This window comes from Candidatus Sodalis sp. SoCistrobi (assembly GCF_900143145.1).
Taxonomy (GTDB): Bacteria; Pseudomonadota; Gammaproteobacteria; order Enterobacterales; family Enterobacteriaceae; genus SoCistrobi.
In genome coordinates this window covers 1-17,272 of record NZ_FRDB01000034.1, presented here as the reverse complement: position 1 = coordinate 17,272, position 17,272 = coordinate 1, and the positions used below count along the sequence as shown (strand labels likewise).

Genomic DNA, 17,272 nt, shown 5'->3' with positions numbered 1-17,272 from the left:
CGGCGACTCCTACGATAATGCGATGGCAGAGAGTATCAACGGGTTGTACAAAACGGAGGTTATCCACCGCGGGAGCTGGAAAAACCGGACGGAAGTGGAGTTGGCCACGCTGGACTGGGTGGACTGGTACAACAACAGAAGGCTGCTCGGGCGGCTGGGTTACATCCCTCCTACTGAAGCCGAAATGAACTATTACGCTTTGCAATTAGCATCAGAGGAAGCGGCGTAGTATTGCCAAAATTACTCTCTAATAAACTCGGGGTTATTCAATTCATCAACAGCCCGTGAGTCCGCAGAGACAGCAGTTGCACGAATATTAAAAAATCGCTTTTAAAACATATTGTTATGACATAAATTTCTTTTTTTTATGTAAAAAAAAGAATGTTTTTTTATATTTTCCATCACGAAAAAAGGGGATAATTCTTAACATCATTTTTTGGCAACCGGTAAATCCGTTGTTGCACCAAGACCAGGAGAAACTATGATAGATGCAAATTGCAGGACACACTCCAATATAATACACACGTCCTTTGCCCATGCGATAGCCTTCAAAACGAGGCGGTAAAAAGAGAGCAATTTCATGAGAAATTCAATGAAATTTCTCTGGATCTTCTTGAACAACTCGGTCAATTATCCCATAAACACGGTGACCTATATCGATTAAAAGCGGGAATCAATATTTTTAAGCAGCTGAAGGCGGGTGAACCCGGTTCGCGTGTTCAGGATATCCTTAAAAAAATCGAAATGCTTCCCCCTTTTCCAACCAGCATTGATTCATCGGAACCTGACGGTGTTGAATCGCTGAAGAGAAAACAAAAAGAATCGGCTAAAGCTGCATCCGAGTTGAGTGAAGCCCTGCAAGGGGAAATACGCAAAGAAAGTCTTATCAGGCAGAAGAACTATAACACCTTAAATCGCATGATCGAGGAAGTAAAACAAGAACCAAACCTTGAGGAAGCGTATAATATTTATCTGAAAGATGAGACGCAGCTAACCTATTCTGATTTCTGGGACTCAATTGCCGACACGATTGCCTCGATTAAAACAAACTATGTCGACTTCTATTCTTCACTGATGCTGCAGTATGCTGATTTTTACCAGGCCTATACCGAGCTACAATCCAAAGCGGCAAGTGCGGTCAGCGAAGGGAAAGATGGTAATTATATCAAGTGGAATAACAGCGTCATGGATACCGCTTTCACGGAGTTTGCGAGTACAATTGACGGTTTAGATAAAAATCTGGGCACGGTGCCGCAGTGGGACCAGTTAAGCGCTACGGAGCGTCAGCAGATGGCCGCTACGTTAAAGCCCGCGTTTGCTGTCGATATGACGACCGGCAAAATCACCTTCGATCGATCGGCTCTTACCGGTTGTCCCAAAAGACCATCGGGCGGCAGCGATGTCGATATGGCCAGCTATAATGCCTGGCTGGCGGCGTTTAATTCAATGGGAAATACCTTCCAGAGCAATATGCAAGCTTTCTCCCAACGCTATACCCAGGCGAATAGCACCTTCGATAACCTGAATAAAGTTCTCAGCAGCTCCATTACAGCGTTGCTGGAATGCGCCAAAGCGTTCCTCAGTAATTAATCGATTAGGACTAACCTGGGAAGCACAGGCGTGAAAGCGACTAACGCGATAACAAGACCAGCGCAACAGCATCACAACACGCAGCGTCACCTCTGGCGTTAACGGCCGGTGACGCAGATGGCATTTGCTCAGAAGTTCTGCCGCCCGTTTCCGGCCCTGAACAAGTCAACCAGATTATAAATAATCTTGCGAAATTGCGCGGGTGGCAGCGACCATTGCGCTAATACGCGATTGATATCGTCATCAAGCGCCTGAGGGTCGTGGCCCTGCGCATGTTTATCAAGCAGCGCAAAGAGTTCATCACGCCGGCTTAAAGGCGCCACTTCATGGATCGGCATAGCGCGGATATCCACCAACGGGTACACCTCCATATAGGCTGCTTCGCCGAGGCCGGGATGAGCAAAAAAATCAGGTAAACGCGTACTGTAGGGGTTAGCCGGCGTCTGGCCGTGATAAAACAGCAATGGTAACACCACTGGGAATTTATTATTGCCTTGTTCAATGTGCCGCTGCATGATGGTCAAACTGTATCGATACATGCGCAACGGCATCATTTTTTCCGGGCGCGATTGCAGATCCTGCACACAATGAATATACCCTGTTCCCCTGACGGTATTCAGCGAATACAGCAAATCGGCCAGCTGACCACACAGGGTGTCATCAATAATATGGCTGGCCTGCAGTGACAGCGTGTTTAAATCGCAGCATCGCCGAATCGGCGCCGGCAAGAAACTGTCGAGGAAATGCCGCGCGTCGTCAATATCCGCAGCAATAAAATTGAATAACGAAATAGGCTCTGGCACTAGCTGAATCATAACGCCTCCCTGGCAAAAGTAACGCAGCATAATAGCCCTGAAAAGCGGCGAGAAACTATACCTGTTCCCGTAATTAAGAGGCTATTTTTACGCTATCAGGCAGGATAAGGTGCAAGACCCGCTAACGCGGCCGCGGCGGCGGCCGTATATCCAGCGACCTATCAGCGCCCGGTCGCGGTTCTCCAGGCGCCAACAAACGCCTTGGCCTGTTCTGCGGTACGACTTACCGGCTGACCCGCCCGGTAAAGATCGCTGCCCAGCCCGGCCCCTACGCAGCCTGCTTTGAGGTAATCTTGCAGATTTTCCGGCGAAATGCCGCCGACGGCGAACACCGGGATTTCGGGCGGCAGCACCGCTTTCAATGCCTTGATATAATCGGGGCCAAAAGACACCGACGGGAAAATTTTCAGCGCCTGCGCGCCGGCCTCGATGGCGGTAAAGGCTTCGGTCGCGGTGGCACACCCCGGGCAAACCTGTAACCCATAGCCCACCGCGCGGCGAATGACGTCCGCGTTGATATTCGGCGTCACCATCAACGTCGCACCCGTGGCCTGCAAGGCGTCTACCTGAGCGACGGTCAGCACCGTCCCCGCGCCGATAAGCGCCCGGTCGCCGAACGCAGCGACGGCTTTGGCAATGCTTTGTTGCCAATCGGGCGAATTGGTGGGGATTTCCACCGCCTCGAAGCCGGCGTCAATGAGCACCTGAACATGGGCCAACACCTCGTCGGGGGTAATGCCGCGCAGGATGGCAATTAGGGGTAATTTCTCATTCCAAATCATTAACTATGCTCCTTATACCGGCCTGGAAACAGTCATCGCCGTCCAGCAACCGGTGGTTAAGCCCCGCATGATCCAGAGCCTGTTGATAACGGGCGGCCAGCGACGGGTTGCCGATGACGGCTACGGTTTCCCCTGTCTGCAGGTGCCAATCGCGCTGCATCTGCGCCACTTCATTACCGATGAGGAGACCGGATAACCATTCACTGACGGCGCTACGGTCGAGTTTGCCCAGCACATGGGCGGCGCGGGTTTCAAACAGACAGCGCAAAATATTGCTTTCGGCAAATCCCTGCTCCATTCCCTGGCGGAACACCGCGCCGTCGGGCTGCTGTTCGGTCAGGCCCACGCCCACCAGCGATTGCGTCATCAGCAAATGATGCAGCTCGCCGGTCATAACGGTACGAAAATCGTCGATCACGCCATCGCGATTGCGCACCCATTTACAGTGGGTGCCGGGCATCAAATACAGACTGGCGGGATGAGTGCGATAGGCGCCCAGCAGCTGGGTTTCCTCGCCGCGCATGACATTACAATTGTTGTCGTTCAGTATGCTGATGCCGGGAATGATACGGATATCCCAGGGCGCCGCCTCTTTAACGCGCGTCAGTTGACCGGCGAGGTCGGTCAGGCTAGTCGGACAGGACAAATACGGCACCGGCACCCAGCCGGCGTTGCTGCCCACCATTCCGGCCATGATCACCGGGACGTTATGCTGACTCCAGGGCGCCACCACCTCACGAAATACCTGCTCCGCGCTGCGCCCGCCCAACCGCGTTACCCCGGCCTCGGAACGCGTACTTGCCGCCAGCTCGCCGTTCACATAAAGCCAGGCGCGCAGGTTGGTCGACCCCCAATCAATGGCGATGTAGCTGTTGCTCATGTTATATCCTTCAACCGTTGTGTTGAGCTGGCGATCATGGTCAAGGCCGCCTGCTCCGCCGCATCGCTATCCTGATGGCGGATAGCATCATACAAATTCTGATGTTCTCGCAATGTGCGGGGCATATTACCTTCGTCAGGCATATAGGTCCGCTCGAATACCGCCCGCTGCAGCGAACTTATCGCGACGCCCAACTGTTGTAGCACCGGATTATGAACGGCATTCAACACCGCCTCGTGAAAACGAATATCCGCTTCGTTAAATGCATCGCGATTGTTATGGTTGGTGATCATGCCATTGAGCGCCTCTTCAATCATCGCCAGCTCGCCGGAGGTGGCCCGCTCAGCGGCCCAGCGCGCAATCGTCGGCTCCACCAGATTCCGCACTTCGGTCATGGAGGCGATAAGCCTGGGATCATAATCGCAGGCCAGCACCCACTGCAGCACATCGCTATCCAGGTAATTCCATTTGTTGCGCGCGGTGACAAACGCGCCGCGATAACGAATAATCTCGATGAGCCGCTTAGCGGTCAGCGAACGCAGCACCTCACGGATAATATTGCGCGACGTACTGAATTCCTCGCATAATTCCGCTTCCGGCGGTAAACCGCTGCCGGGAATATACTTGCCGCTGATGATCTGCTGGCCCACTTCATGGATAATTCGTTCGGTTTTGCTAAGAGACTGTTTATTCATCCTTGCTCCGAAGGCCTGGGGGAATAAAAGCGATTCTATCAGGTCCTGAAGGTCTGTCGCACAAGAATGGGTGGTATCGGCAAAATCCGATCCAAATTGTAGCACCATTATTAATTATTGTACTACAATAAAGATCACACTTTAATCAGTTCACTGTCAAAAGGCGCGCTCAGGCGCGCAGTGCCGCCGCGTCGGGCGGCGCGTCGAGCACAAATTTATGAATGGCCAGCGCGACCCCATCCTCAACGTTGGTTTGAGTGACAAACTGACTGGCGGCCTTGATTTCGTCGATGGCATTGCCCATCGCCACGCCGGTGCCGGCATACTCGATCATCGCCAGATCGTTGGCCTGATCGCCAAGCGTCATGACCTCATCGCGGTGCAATCCCAGATGCTCCGCCAACGCTTTTACCGCCGTGCCTTTGTTGGCCTGTTTACTTAATAATTCCAGGTAATACGGCGCGCTTTTCATGATGGTATAACGGTCGAAGGCTTCTTGCGGAATGCGTTTAATGGCCGCATCCAGAATTGCAGGGTCGTCTATCATCATGACTTTCGGGAAGCGCAGAGCAGCATCCATCTCAGCAACGGTACGAAACTTGAAAGGCATGCCGGTTAATGAAGCTTCATACACCGTATAACGGCTGATATCACGATTCGCGGTATAAAGCGTATCAAAGTCCAGCGCGTGAAAATGCACCTCCAGCTGGCGGGATAACGCCTCTAGGTAGCGGTAATCATCAATATCCAGTACCGTCTGAGAAATACACGACCCGTCTACCGTCCGCTGTACCAACGCGCCGTTATTGGTAATACAGAAATTCCCCTCCAGCTGTAAATCCAGCTCCATCAAATACCGTTCGATACCAATATAGGGCCTGCCGGTCGCCAGCGCGACGTACACCCCCTTGCTGCGCGCCGCGCCGATAGCCTCTTTCACCGCGGGAGTAATTTCGTGTTTATGATTTAAAAGCGTCCCGTCCATATCAATTGCAATCAATTTTATCGCCATTACATCCTCTTAGATTGCGCCACAAGCATAAATCTGATGCCTGCCGCGTGTTGATAACTGCTTCAGGGCAGCGGTCACTTTAGCCTATATGACCCGACAAGGCTGTCAACCGTTGTTGCGACGGTGTTTCCGGCAAGCGGCCCATTATCAGAGCCTGCACCAGAGATAATGCCGGATAATGACAAAGGGGTTAGATTTCTATTAAGCGTCGCGCGGACGTGTCCAGCGGAATATACAGTGCCGCCGCCGCGTATTGACGCGCATTGATAGGCGGAAGCGGGGCAAAAAAAATCCGGGAGGTGAATCCCGGATGTTTAAGGTCGGCGCTTGCCGTTAGATATCGATATTGGCGGCCTTTAGCGCGTTTTCTTCAATGAACGCACGCCGCGGCTCTACCGCATCCCCCATCAGCGTGGTAAACAGCTGATCGGCCGCGATGGCGTCCTTTACCGTGACGCGCAGCATACGGCGGCTGTCCGGATCCATGGTGGTTTCCCACAGCTGATCAGGGTTCATCTCGCCCAGACCTTTGTAACGCTGCACCGCCAGGCCGCGGCGCGACTCTTTCACCAGCCATTCCAGCGCCTGCTCAAAGCTGGTGACCGGCTGACGGCGTTCACCGCGCTCGATATAGGCATCCGCTTCGATAAGCCCCCCCAGCGTTTCGCCAAGCGTCGCCAGTTTGCGGTATTCACCGCCGTGGATGAAATCGTAATCCAGCAGATAATCCGTATCGACGCCATGCGTGCGTACCCGCAGCAGCGGCTCAAACAGCTGGCGTTCGCGGTTTTCCTGCACTTTGAAGCTGTAACTGCTGCCGTGCTTCTCGTTATCGTTCAGCGCCTGCGCCAGTGCGGTGATCCAGCTTGTGACCTGATCCTGCTGGCTCAGCTGCGCTTCCGTCAGGGCCGGTTGGTAAATCAGGTGGTTAAGCAGCGCACGCGGGAAGCGCCGCTCCATGCGGCCTATCATTTTCTGCACGGCGTAATGCTCGGCCACCAGACTTTCCAGCGGCTCGCCGGCCAGCGCCGGGGCATGGGCATTGGCGTGCAGCGTGGCGCCATCCATCGCCAGCGCTATCTGATACTGATCCATGGTCTCATCGTCTTTAATATATTGCTCCTGCTTGCCCTTTTTGACTTTATACAGCGGCGGCTGGGCGATAAACACATGGCCGCGCTCGATAATTTCCGGCATTTGACGATAAAAGAAGGTCAACAGCAGGGTGCGGATATGCGAACCATCGACATCGGCATCGGTCATGATAATGATATTGTGATAGCGCAGCTTGTCCGGGTTGTATTCGTCGCGGCCGATGCCGCAGCCAAGGGCGGTGATAAGGGTAGCGACTTCCTGCGAGGAGAGCATTTTGTCAAAACGGGCTTTTTCAACGTTGAGGATTTTCCCTTTCAACGGCAATATCGCCTGATTCTTACGGTTACGGCCCTGCTTGGCCGAACCGCCGGCGGAGTCACCCTCCACCAGGTACAGTTCCGACAGCGCCGGATCGCGCTCCTGACAATCCGCCAGCTTGCCCGGCAGACCGGCCAGATCCAGCGCCCCCTTACGGCGGGTCATCTCGCGCGCCTTGCGGGCGGCTTCACGGGCGCGGGCGGCGTCGATGATTTTGCCTACCACAATTTTGGCGTCGTTGGGGTTTTCCAGCAGATATTCCACCAGCCGCTCGTTCATCAGCGATTCCACCGCCGATTTCACCTCGGATGAAACTAGTTTGTCCTTGGTTTGGGAAGAGAACTTCGGATCCGGCACCTTGACAGAAACCACGGCGATAAGCCCTTCGCGGGCGTCATCACCGGTCGCGCTGACCTTGGCCTTCTTGCTGTAGCCTTCTTTATCCATATAGGAATTCAGCGTGCGGGTCATGGCGGCGCGGAAGCCGGCCAGATGGGTACCGCCGTCGCGCTGGGGAATGTTGTTGGTGAAGCAGTAAATATTTTCCTGGAACCCATCGTTCCATTGCAGGGCAATTTCCACACCGATGCTGTCTTTTTCAGTAGAGAAGTAGAACACATTCGGATGGATAGGCGTTTTGTTCTTATTCAGATATTCCACGAACGCCTTGATACCGCCTTCATAATGGAAGTGGTCTTCCTTGTCGTTGCGCTTGTCGCGCAGGCGGATAGAGACGCCGGAGTTCAGAAAGGACAGTTCCCGCAGGCGTTTGGCCAGGATTTCATATTGGAATTCGGTATTATTGGTGAAGGTAGCAAAACTTGGCCAAAACCGCACCGTGGTGCCGGTCTGCTCGGTTTCGCCCACCACACACAGCGGTGATTGGGGCACGCCCCCCTGATAGGTCTGCTGATGCACTTTGCCTTCGCGCTTTATCATCAGCTCGAGTTTTTCCGACAGGGCGTTCACCACCGACACGCCGACGCCGTGCAGGCCGCCCGACACCTTGTAGGAGTTGTCGTCAAACTTCCCGCCCGCGTGCAGCACGGTCATGATAACTTCGGCGGCGGAGACGCCCTCTTCTTCGTGGATGCCGGTCGGAATGCCGCGACCATCATCCTGGACGGAAACCGAATTGTCTTCATGGATCATGACCACGATTTCTTTACAGTGACCGGCAAGGGCTTCGTCGATAGCGTTGTCCACAACCTCGAATACCATATGATGCAGACCGGTACCATCATCGGTATCGCCGATATACATACCCGGGCGCTTACGCACCGCGTCCAGTCCCTTGAGTACTTTGATACTTGAGGAGTCATAAGAATTCGACATCAACGTTTCCCGCTCATTTTAAACTTCGGATTGGAGGCTTATTTTACCCTGTTCCACCTTGAACATCTTGCCCTTTTCATCGGTAATATCACGGATTTGATCCGCGCTGACCGCGCTGACGAAAACCTGGGCATGGGTGGCTTTCAGACGCTCCGCCAACAGGCGACGGCGTCCGGTATCCAGTTCGGATGCGAAGTCATCAATCAGATACAGACATCGCCGGCCGTTCCGGTGGGTAAGGAATTCACCCTGCGCCAGACGCAGGGCACACATCAATAATTTGAGCTGACCGCGCGAGAGAATATCCTCCACCGGTACGCCTTCGGCACGGATTCGGAAATCCGCTTTATGGGGGCCGGACGCGGTGTAGGTTAGCGCGCGATCGCGCTCGAACTGGCGCTCCAGCAGCTCGCCGAACTCGCTTTCTTTGTCCCAGCCGCGCTGAAAGCTAAAATCAAGGCGAAACTCCGGCAGAAATTGCGCGCAGGTGGCGGTAATATCCGCCGCGATCGCCGCGCTATAGTCAGCGCGCCATTGACTGATTCGGTTCGCCAGCGGAATCAGCTCCTGATCCCAGGCACGCAGCTGTTGATAACGACTGACCTGGCGCAGGGCGGCATTGCGCTGTTTCAGCAACCGACGCAGATTGCTCCAGGCGGTAAAGAAAGCCGGCTCGTTATGAAAACACCCCCAGTCTATAAAGGCGCGCCGGTACTTGGGCCCGCCATTCAGTAGCGTAAAGCCCTCCGGGGTAATCAGCTGCATCGGCAACAGCTGGGCCAGTTCCGCCACCTTATGGCCATCGCTGCCGTCGATGCGCACCGTACTGTCGCCCAGCCGATTGCGCGAGAGCCCCACCGAGGTCGCGCGCGCATCCACATTGCCTGCGTCAATACGCCCGTGCAGCACAAATTCCGGCTGCTCATGACGGATAACCCGCCCGGATTGCAAACTGCGGAACGCACGGCCGTGTCCAAGCGTGTAAATGGCTTCCAGAACGCTGGTTTTACCGCTGCCGTTGGCGCCCACCAAAAAATTAAAATCAGCGGCCAAAGACAAATCGGCGGCAGCGATATTACGAAAATCACGAATCAGCAGACGCGACAGAGCCATTCACTCACACTACCTTACCACATTGGCTACAGACGCATCGGCATAACGACATAGGCGGCCGCCTGGCTGGCGCTGTCTTCAATCTGCACGCTGGACACCCCATCGGTCAGCAGCAGCCGCACTTCCTCGCATTTCAACGCATTCAGCACGTCAAGCACGTAGCTGACATTGAAACCGATTTCCATCTCGCTGCCCTGATAGGTGACATCCAGGATCTCTTCCGCCTCTTCCTGCTCCGGGTTGTTGGCGGTGATTTTCAGCTGGTTGGTGCTCAGATACAGCCGCACGCCGCGAAACTTTTCATTGGAAAGGATTGCGGCGCGGGCGAAGGCTTGTTTGAGCACATCGCAGCCCGCTTCAAGGGTTTTATCGGGATTCTTCGGCAACACGCGGCGATAGTCGGGGAAACGGCCGTCCACCAGTTTGGATGTGAAGATGTAATCACCGACGCTAGCGCGAATGTTGTTGCTGCCGATTTGCAGCTTCACCGGGTTTTCGCCGCCGTCCAGCATCCGCACCAGCTCCATCACGCCCTTGCGCGGCACAATGACGGAATGGGACGGCAGCGCCTCACCGACGGACATGGCGCAGACCGCCAGACGATGCCCGTCGGTGGCCACGGTGCGCAGCTCCTCGCCTTCGGTTTCAAACAGCATACCGTTGAGGTAGTAACGCACATCCTGATGGGCCATGGAAAACTGGGTCGATTCAATCAATCGTTTCAGAATAGACTGCGACAGGGTGAATTCCACCTCGCCTTGCCAATCATCCAGATTGGGAAAGTCGGAGGCGGGCAACGTGGAAAGCGAATAGCGGCTGCGCCCCGAGCGAATCAGCATCCGTTCGCCTTCCAACGTCACGGCGATTTCCGCCCCTTCGGGCAGACCGCGGCAAATATCAAAAAACTTGCGCGCCGGCACCGTGGTCGCGCCCGGCTCATGGGCGGCGCTCAGCGCCACCCGCGCGACCATTTCCATTTCCAAATCGGTACCGGTCAGCAGCAAGCGGTCTTCGGACACCTGCAAAAGCAGGTTACCCAGAATCGGTAAGGTCGGGCGGCCCCCCAACGGGCTACTGACCTGTTGCAGAGGCTTAAGCAGCTGCTCACGTTCAACGATAAATTTCATAGTTAGGAAGATAATGTTCTGATTAAGTTGGAGAAATCTTCTTTAATATCGTGGCTCTCTTCACGCAACTGCTCGATTTTCCGGCAGGCGTGCAGCACCGTCGTATGATCGCGCCCGCCGAAAGCATCGCCAATTTCAGGCAGGCTATGATTGGTTAATTCTTTTGATAACGCCATCGCCATCTGACGGGGGCGGGCGACCGAGCGAGAACGCCGCTTGGAGAGCAAATCGGCCACCTTGATTTTATAGTATTCCGCCACGGTTTTCTGGATATTATCAATGGTAACCAGCTTTTCCTGCAGCGCCAGCAAATCCCGCAGCGCTTCGCGCACAAAATCAATGGTAATCGCCCGGCCGGTGAAATTGGCATTGGCGATGACGCGATTCAACGCGCCTTCCAGCTCGCGCACGTTGGAACGCAACCGCTTGGCGATAAAAAACGCAACTTCCCCCGGCAGTCGGATCGCGTTCTCATCGGCTTTCTTCATCAATATCGCCACACGCGTCTCAAGCTCCGGCGGCTCAATGGCCACCGTCAGCCCCCAGCCGAAGCGCGACTTCAGCCGGTCCTCCACCCCGTTTATCTCCTTCGGATAACGGTCGGAGGTCAGGATAATCTGCTGATTACCTTCCAGCAACGCATTGAAGGTATGGAAAAACTCTTCCTGCGAACGTTCCTTATTAGCGAAAAACTGAATGTCATCGATAAGCAACGCGTCCACCGACCGGTAATAGCGTTTGAACTCTTCGATGGCATTATTCTGTAAAGCCTTCACCATATCCTGGACGAAACGTTCGGAATGCATGTACACCACTTTGGCATTGGTCTTGCGCGCCATGATGCCGTTGCCCACCGCATGCAGCAAATGGGTCTTGCCCAGCCCGGTGCCGCCATAAAGGAACAGTGGATTATAGGCGCCGCCCGGATTGTCGGCGACCTGCCGCGCTGCCGCGCGCGCCAGCTGGTTGGATTTACCTTCAACGAAATTGTCGAAGTTATGTTTGGGATTCACATTGGAGCGATAAGAGAGCTCCGGCTGTAACGGGGCGTTATCCCAGCTCGGACGGCTTGGCCGTGGACGGGCAACCGTCGCCTGGGAAGGCGCTTCGCTGGCGTGCTGACTCACGGGCTGCAGCACCGCCATTTGCGGCGGCTTGCTGCCCACTTCAAAGCGCAGCAGCGGCGCATCCGTGCCGCAGAAATCATTTAGCAAACCGTTGATGTTGTTCAAATACTTATCCCGCACCCAATCCAGCACGAACCGGTTAGGGGCGTAAAGCGCCAGAGTGTTGTCACTCAGTTCCGCCTGTAGGGGGCGTATCCACATACTGAATTCTGTGGCAGGTAACTCATCCTGTAACCGGGCAAGACATTGCTGCCAAAGCGAAAGTGACACGGCGGACTCCAATCGAACAAGATCAACAAAAGAAACAAAACTGTATGATTCAGGATCATCTTTTTGACACAGATTACCGTGATGCAACCTGCGAACCGCCTTAAACGGTTTTTCCCGCGACGGATCTTAGCTTGATCCCGTCAGGGAGTGCGGATCATAACGCAAACCGCGCCACAGATCCTCCTCTTCTACACAGTTTTCATCCTTTTTATCCACAGGGTAACCGGGCGCTTGGGAGTGTACCTGATAATCTCCCCGCTGGATAAAAAGTAAGCCTTATGATCGACGAAATTAAGCATAGTCTGAATTTTTCGGCCGGGATCGCGGACATGTGATCCTGACAGGAATAGACTAGATCCCGCAGGATCCTTGCGCTTTGGCCGGAACCCCGTATAATTCTCTGCCCTACGCGTGACGTCTGATGTCCCGTCCGACTTGCCGGACGGAGATTCTGGCATGAACACGGGTATTCAGGCGGGCAAGCGCGATGTGAATTGACTCGGGACTGTACAATTATTACAATCCCGCTTCTTTATCGTTATGCGATTGAGGCGTCGGTCGTTTTCACGCCGGGCGGCCAAACGCGTTTACTGATCAGTAATTATCAAAGTTTAGGTAGAAATCGCTATGAAACGCACTTTCCAACCGTCCGTATTGAAACGCAACCGTACCCACGGTTTCCGTGCTCGTATGGCAACGAAGAACGGTCGTCAGGTTTTGGCACGTCGTCGTGCAAAAGGCCGTACACGCCTGACCGTATCTTCCAAGTAAGAAAGCTTACCCACCGGGTGGTTAAGCTCGCATTTCCCCGGGAGTTACGGTTGTTAACTCCCAATCATTTTACTTTCGTCTTCCAGCAGCCTCAACGGGCCGGCACGCCGTATGTCACCATCCTCGGCCGCCTGAACACGCTGGGGCATCCCCGCGTCGGTCTTACGGTCGCCAAAAAACATGTAAAACGGGCCCATGAACGTAACCGGATCAAGCGCCTGACGCGCGAAAGTTTCCGCCTGCATCAGCACGCCCTGCCCGCCATGGATTTTGTGTTCATCGCCAAAAAAGGCGTGGCCGATCTGGATAACCATGCCCTGACGGAAGCGTTAGAAAAATTATGGCGCCGCCATTGTCGCCAGTCTCAAAGCTGCTGATCGGGTTGATACGCGGCTATCAACTCGTCCTCAGCCCGTTGCTGGGGCCTCATTGCCGGTTCCAGCCCACTTGTTCGCAGTATGGAATTGAGGCGATACGCAGGTTTGGTATGTTAAAAGGCAGTTGGTTGACATTAAAACGCGTATTAAAATGCCACCCTTTGAACCCAGGTGGCGAAGATCCCGTGCCGCCAAAAAACTTTGACAACAGAGAACACTAACAATGGATTCGCAACGCAATCTTCTTGTCATCGCTCTGCTGTTCGTGTCTTTCATGATCTGGCAGGCCTGGCAGACGGACCATGCTCCTACGCCTACCGCCCAGACCACGCAACAGACCGCGAACACCACTGCGGCAGACCCGGACAGCCAGGGTGTGCCCGCCAGCGGACAAGGCCAGCTCATTACGGTTAAAACCGACGTGCTGTCGCTGAAAATCAATACTCGCGGCGGTGACATCGAACAGGCTTTCCTGCTGTCCTATCCCGATAAACTGGGTTCACCGCAGCCTTTCCATTTGCTGGAAACGTCGCCGGAATTCGTCTATCAGGCACAAAGCGGCCTGACCGGTAAAAACGGCCCGGATAATCCCGCCAACGGCGAGCGCCCGCTGTTCACCACGAATCAAGACACCTATGTTCTGGCGGATAACCAAAGCGAATTGCGCGTACCATTGACCTACACTGCCCCTGACGGCGTGGTGTATACCAAGACCTTTATTCTTAAACGCGGCGATTTCGCGTTAAATGTCAATTACGACATTAATAACGCCAGCGCGCAGCCGCTCGAGCTGACGTTGTTCGGTCAATTGAAGCAATCCATTGATTTGCCCAAAGCACGTGATACCGGCAGCAGCAACTTCGCGCTGCACACCTACCGTGGCGCGGCCTATTCCACTACCGACGACAAATATCAGAAGTACAGCTTCAAGGACATCAAAGGCGAGAATCTGAGCGTCAGCACCGACGGCGGCTGGGTCGCCATGCTGCAGCAGTATTTCGCCACGGCCTGGGTGCCTTTCACTGCGGGTAAAAACACGTTTTACACCACGGACTTAGGCAACTGCATGGCGGCAGTCGGCTTTAAATCCGCCCCCGTCACCGTCGCGGCCGGCAGCCAAAGCGAGCTGAAAGCCACATTGTGGCTCGGCCCGGAAATTCAAGACAAGATGGCGGCCATCGCCCCGCATCTGGATCTGGCGGTTGATTACGGCTGGCTATGGTTTATTTCCCAACCGCTGTTTAAGCTGCTGAAATTCATCCACAGCTATATCGGCAACTGGGGCTTCTCCATCATTATCATCACCTTCATCGTGCGCGGCATCATGTACCCGCTGACCAAGGCGCAGTACACCTCGATGGCCAAGATGCGCATGCTGCAGCCGAAACTGGCGGCGATGCGCGAGCGCCTGGGTGACGATAAGCAACGGCAAAGTCAGGAAATGATGGCGCTGTACAAGGCCGAAAAGGTCAATCCGCTGGGCGGCTGCCTGCCGCTGGTGATCCAGATGCCTATCTTCCTGGCGCTGTATTACATGCTGTCAGGCTCCATTGAATTGCGCCATGCGCCGTTCGCACTGTGGATCCATGACCTGTCGGCACAAGACCCGTACTACATCCTGCCGGTCTTGATGGGCATTACCATGTTCTTTATCCAGAAGATGTCGCCCACCACCGTCACTGACCCGATGCAGCAGAAGATCATGACCTTTATGCCGGTGATTTTCACGGTGTTCTTCCTGTGGTTCCCGTCGGGTCTGGTGTTGTACTATATCGTCAGCAACCTGGTGACCATCATCCAGCAGCAGCTTATTTATCGCGGCCTGGAAAAGCGCGGCCTGCACAGCAGGGATAAAAAAGCCAAGTAACAGCGCGCGCCCGGCCAGATAGCCACGCTGATAAGGCGGTCATCAAGATGACCGCCTTTATTTTTTTCAACCGCGCCCCACGGCGCCAAGCGAGCGTTTCAATGAGCCAGACGGATACCATCACTGCCCTTGCTACCCCGCCCGGACGCGGCGGCGTTGGCATTCTGCGCGTCTCCGGCCCCTTAGCCGCCCCGGTGGCCCGCGCGCTGCTGGGCAAGCTGCCGCGACCGCGTCAGGCCGAATATCTGCCCTTTCGCGACGGTGACGGCGCAACGCTTGATCAGGGCATCGCGCTGTTTTTTCCTGGCCCCAACTCCTTCACCGGCGAAGATGTCCTGGAATTGCAGGGCCATGGCGGCCCGGTCATTTTAGATGTGTTGCTACAGCGTATTGTCGCGATGCCCGGCGTGCGCATTGCGCGCCCCGGCGAGTTTTCGGAACGCGCCTTCCTTAACGACAAATTGGATTTGGCCCAGGCAGAGGCTATCGCCGATCTGATCGACGCCAGCTCGGAGCAGGCCGCGCGTTCGGCGGTCAATTCGCTACAGGGCGCGTTTTCCGGCCGTATTCATGAATTGGTGGAAGCGCTTACTAACTTACGCATCTATGTCGAAGCGGCCATCGACTTCCCCGATGAAGAAATTGACTTCCTCTCCGACGGTAAAATTGAAGCCAGCCTGAATGACGTTATTGCCAGCCTGGAACGGGTGCGCACCGAAGCGCGCCAGGGCAGCCTTCTGCGTGAAGGGATGAAAGTGGTGATTGCCGGTAAGCCGAACGCCGGTAAATCCAGCCTGTTGAATGCGCTGGCGGGGCGCGAGGCGGCGATCGTCACCGCCATTGCGGGCACGACGCGCGATGTGCTGCGTGAGCATATCCACCTCGACGGTATGCCGCTGCATATTATCGACACCGCCGGCCTGCGCGACGCCGGCGACGAAGTGGAGCGTATCGGCATTGAACGCGCCTGGCGTGAAATCGAACAGGCCGACCATGTGCTGCTGATGGTGGACGGCACCACCACTCCCCTTGGCGACCCTGATACGCTGTGGCCGGCGTTTATTAGCCGTTTGCCGCTCGCGATGCCGGTCACCCTGGTACGCAATAAAGCTGACCTGACCGGCGAAAACGTTGGTGGTGGGGAAGTGGGCGGTTACTCACTGATTACCCTGTCGGCGCAGTCCGGCGCCGGTGTCGACCTGCTGCGCCGCCATCTGAAGCAGAGCATGGGCTTTACCGGCGGCACCGAGGGGGGCTTTTTGGCCCGCCGGCGTCATCTCGACGCCCTGGAGACTGCCGCCACTCATTTACAACAGGGAAAAGAACAGTTAGTAAGCGCTTACGCTGGCGAGCTGTTGGCGGAGGAGCTGCGTCTGGCGCAGCAGTCTCTGAGCGAGATCACCGGCGAATTCAGCTCAGATGACCTGCTCGGCAGGATTTTTTCCAGTTTTTGTATCGGGAAGTGAGTCCGGTTACGCAGACGTTCACCCAATTCCGCTAATCCAATATTACTGACTATAGAATGGGATTTTCACTCTGGTCTATTCCCTTACGTTGAGAGCCAAACCATTAAGGTACATCACTTCGTCCATAGCTAAGGCCTTCCTCCTATGTCAGGATTAAATATGTTGAACGAAGAGCGATCCCCGCCCGAACATCGGGATGTCTTGGGTAAGATTGTGGCTTACAGAGGATCGTTGAACGCCTGGCCTAAAGTTTGAAGAGGGTGACTATATTGAATTTGTAAGCGATCCTTACAGGCCTAACGTTGCCTAAGATCCTCTTCACCTTATCAACGGCTTTGATATCTCCCAGCATTATTCGTCTTTTCAAGTATTGCTTTCCCCCAATTCAAAAGTTAATCTAGTAAAAGGTAACACCTTATACTCCCTATGAGGGCTTCGTCATGTCAACATCAAGCACCACACTCAAGATCGACGACAGGCTTAAAGACACCTCGTTATACACATCTCTGTTCGTGCCTGAGCGCGCGTAGCGTTTCGGCGGCCGTCATGACTTTCTGCAAGCCTTTCCAGATAGTTTTTGCGCCTGGCTCACCGTCGCCTTTTCGAGCAAGAAAGCCTCCGAGTTGCGCAAC

Annotated in this window: 17 protein-coding genes; 7 read left to right on the top strand and 10 right to left on the bottom strand. The window is 54.7% G+C overall.

What is annotated here, in order from left to right; all coding sequences use genetic code 11:
- On the top strand, positions 1-229 hold a 229-nt coding region (locus CINSTRO3249_RS04150), incomplete at its 5' end, for an integrase core domain-containing protein (protein WP_143146879.1).
- A gap of 266 nt (positions 230-495) precedes the next feature.
- Entirely contained in the window at positions 496-1,590 is a 1,095-nt protein-coding gene (locus tag CINSTRO3249_RS04145) for an IpaD/SipD/SspD family type III secretion system needle tip protein (protein ID WP_084790108.1), read from the top strand.
- Between the two features lie 128 nt (positions 1,591-1,718).
- On the opposite strand, the gene CINSTRO3249_RS04140 is transcribed toward CINSTRO3249_RS04145, so the two are convergent.
- The 9 genes from CINSTRO3249_RS04140 to dnaA all read right to left on the bottom strand — a co-directional run bounded on the left by CINSTRO3249_RS04140 (position 1,719) and on the right by dnaA (position 12,159).
- Positions 1,719-2,435, bottom strand: a complete 717-nt coding sequence (locus tag CINSTRO3249_RS04140; RefSeq protein ID WP_084790107.1) for an Rpn family recombination-promoting nuclease/putative transposase — start codon at positions 2,433-2,435, stop codon at positions 1,719-1,721.
- A gap of 131 nt (positions 2,436-2,566) precedes the next feature.
- A complete protein-coding gene (locus tag CINSTRO3249_RS04135; protein ID WP_074012303.1) occupies positions 2,567-3,187 on the bottom strand; it encodes a 2-dehydro-3-deoxy-6-phosphogalactonate aldolase in 621 nt (206 codons plus the stop codon).
- Positions 3,174-4,067 carry a 2-dehydro-3-deoxygalactonokinase gene (locus CINSTRO3249_RS04130; protein ID WP_074012302.1) on the bottom strand — a complete coding sequence of 298 codons (894 nt, stop codon included), beginning with the start codon at positions 4,065-4,067 and terminating at the stop codon, positions 3,174-3,176. The genes CINSTRO3249_RS04135 and CINSTRO3249_RS04130 overlap by 14 nt, the downstream gene beginning before the upstream one ends.
- Positions 4,064-4,762, bottom strand: coding sequence for a FadR/GntR family transcriptional regulator (locus CINSTRO3249_RS04125; protein ID WP_074012301.1), 699 nt, complete (start codon positions 4,760-4,762; stop codon positions 4,064-4,066). Before CINSTRO3249_RS04125 ends, CINSTRO3249_RS04130 begins: the two co-directional genes overlap by 4 nt.
- Before the next feature lie 169 nt (positions 4,763-4,931).
- Positions 4,932-5,774: a sugar-phosphatase gene (gene yidA / locus CINSTRO3249_RS04120; RefSeq protein WP_074012300.1), complete on the bottom strand. Its 843-nt coding sequence runs from the start codon at positions 5,772-5,774 to the stop codon at positions 4,932-4,934.
- A gap of 333 nt (positions 5,775-6,107) precedes the next feature.
- Entirely contained in the window at positions 6,108-8,522 is a 2,415-nt protein-coding gene (gene gyrB / locus CINSTRO3249_RS04115; RefSeq protein ID WP_074012299.1) for a DNA topoisomerase (ATP-hydrolyzing) subunit B, read from the bottom strand.
- 18 nt (positions 8,523-8,540) lie between these two features.
- Positions 8,541-9,635 carry a DNA replication/repair protein RecF gene (gene recF, locus CINSTRO3249_RS04110; protein ID WP_074012298.1) on the bottom strand — a complete coding sequence of 365 codons (1,095 nt, stop codon included), beginning with the start codon at positions 9,633-9,635 and terminating at the stop codon, positions 8,541-8,543.
- Positions 9,636-9,661: 26 nt separating this feature from the next.
- Entirely contained in the window at positions 9,662-10,762 is a 1,101-nt protein-coding gene (gene dnaN / locus CINSTRO3249_RS04105) for a DNA polymerase III subunit beta (protein ID WP_074012297.1), read from the bottom strand.
- A gap of 2 nt (positions 10,763-10,764) precedes the next feature.
- Positions 10,765-12,159 carry a chromosomal replication initiator protein DnaA gene (dnaA, locus tag CINSTRO3249_RS04100; RefSeq protein ID WP_074012306.1) on the bottom strand — a complete coding sequence of 465 codons (1,395 nt, stop codon included), beginning with the start codon at positions 12,157-12,159 and terminating at the stop codon, positions 10,765-10,767.
- A gap of 627 nt (positions 12,160-12,786) precedes the next feature.
- On the opposite strand from dnaA, the gene rpmH reads away from it, so the two are divergent.
- The 5 genes from rpmH (at position 12,787) to mnmE (ending at position 16,640) form a co-directional block, all read left to right on the top strand.
- On the top strand, positions 12,787-12,930 hold the full coding sequence (gene rpmH / locus CINSTRO3249_RS04095) for a 50S ribosomal protein L34 (RefSeq protein ID WP_071881986.1): 144 nt from the start codon (positions 12,787-12,789) through the stop codon (positions 12,928-12,930).
- 17 nt (positions 12,931-12,947) lie between these two features.
- Positions 12,948-13,307, top strand: a complete 360-nt coding sequence (rnpA, locus tag CINSTRO3249_RS04090) for a ribonuclease P protein component (protein WP_074012296.1) — start codon at positions 12,948-12,950, stop codon at positions 13,305-13,307.
- The gene (gene yidD / locus CINSTRO3249_RS04085; protein ID WP_074012295.1) at positions 13,271-13,528 is read left to right on the top strand and encodes a membrane protein insertion efficiency factor YidD; all 258 of its coding nucleotides are present in this window, start codon (positions 13,271-13,273) and stop codon (positions 13,526-13,528) included. Before rnpA ends, yidD begins: the two co-directional genes overlap by 37 nt.
- A gap of 2 nt (positions 13,529-13,530) precedes the next feature.
- On the top strand, positions 13,531-15,174 hold the full coding sequence (gene yidC, locus CINSTRO3249_RS04080; protein ID WP_074012294.1) for a membrane protein insertase YidC: 1,644 nt from the start codon (positions 13,531-13,533) through the stop codon (positions 15,172-15,174).
- A 101-nt stretch (positions 15,175-15,275) separates the two neighbouring features.
- On the top strand, positions 15,276-16,640 hold the full coding sequence (gene mnmE / locus CINSTRO3249_RS04075; RefSeq protein WP_074012305.1) for a tRNA uridine-5-carboxymethylaminomethyl(34) synthesis GTPase MnmE: 1,365 nt from the start codon (positions 15,276-15,278) through the stop codon (positions 16,638-16,640).
- 494 nt (positions 16,641-17,134) lie between these two features.
- On the opposite strand, the gene CINSTRO3249_RS04070 is transcribed toward mnmE, so the two are convergent.
- The coding region (locus tag CINSTRO3249_RS04070) for an IS4 family transposase (RefSeq protein ID WP_074012293.1) at positions 17,135-17,272 on the bottom strand (138 nt) is incomplete at its 5' end.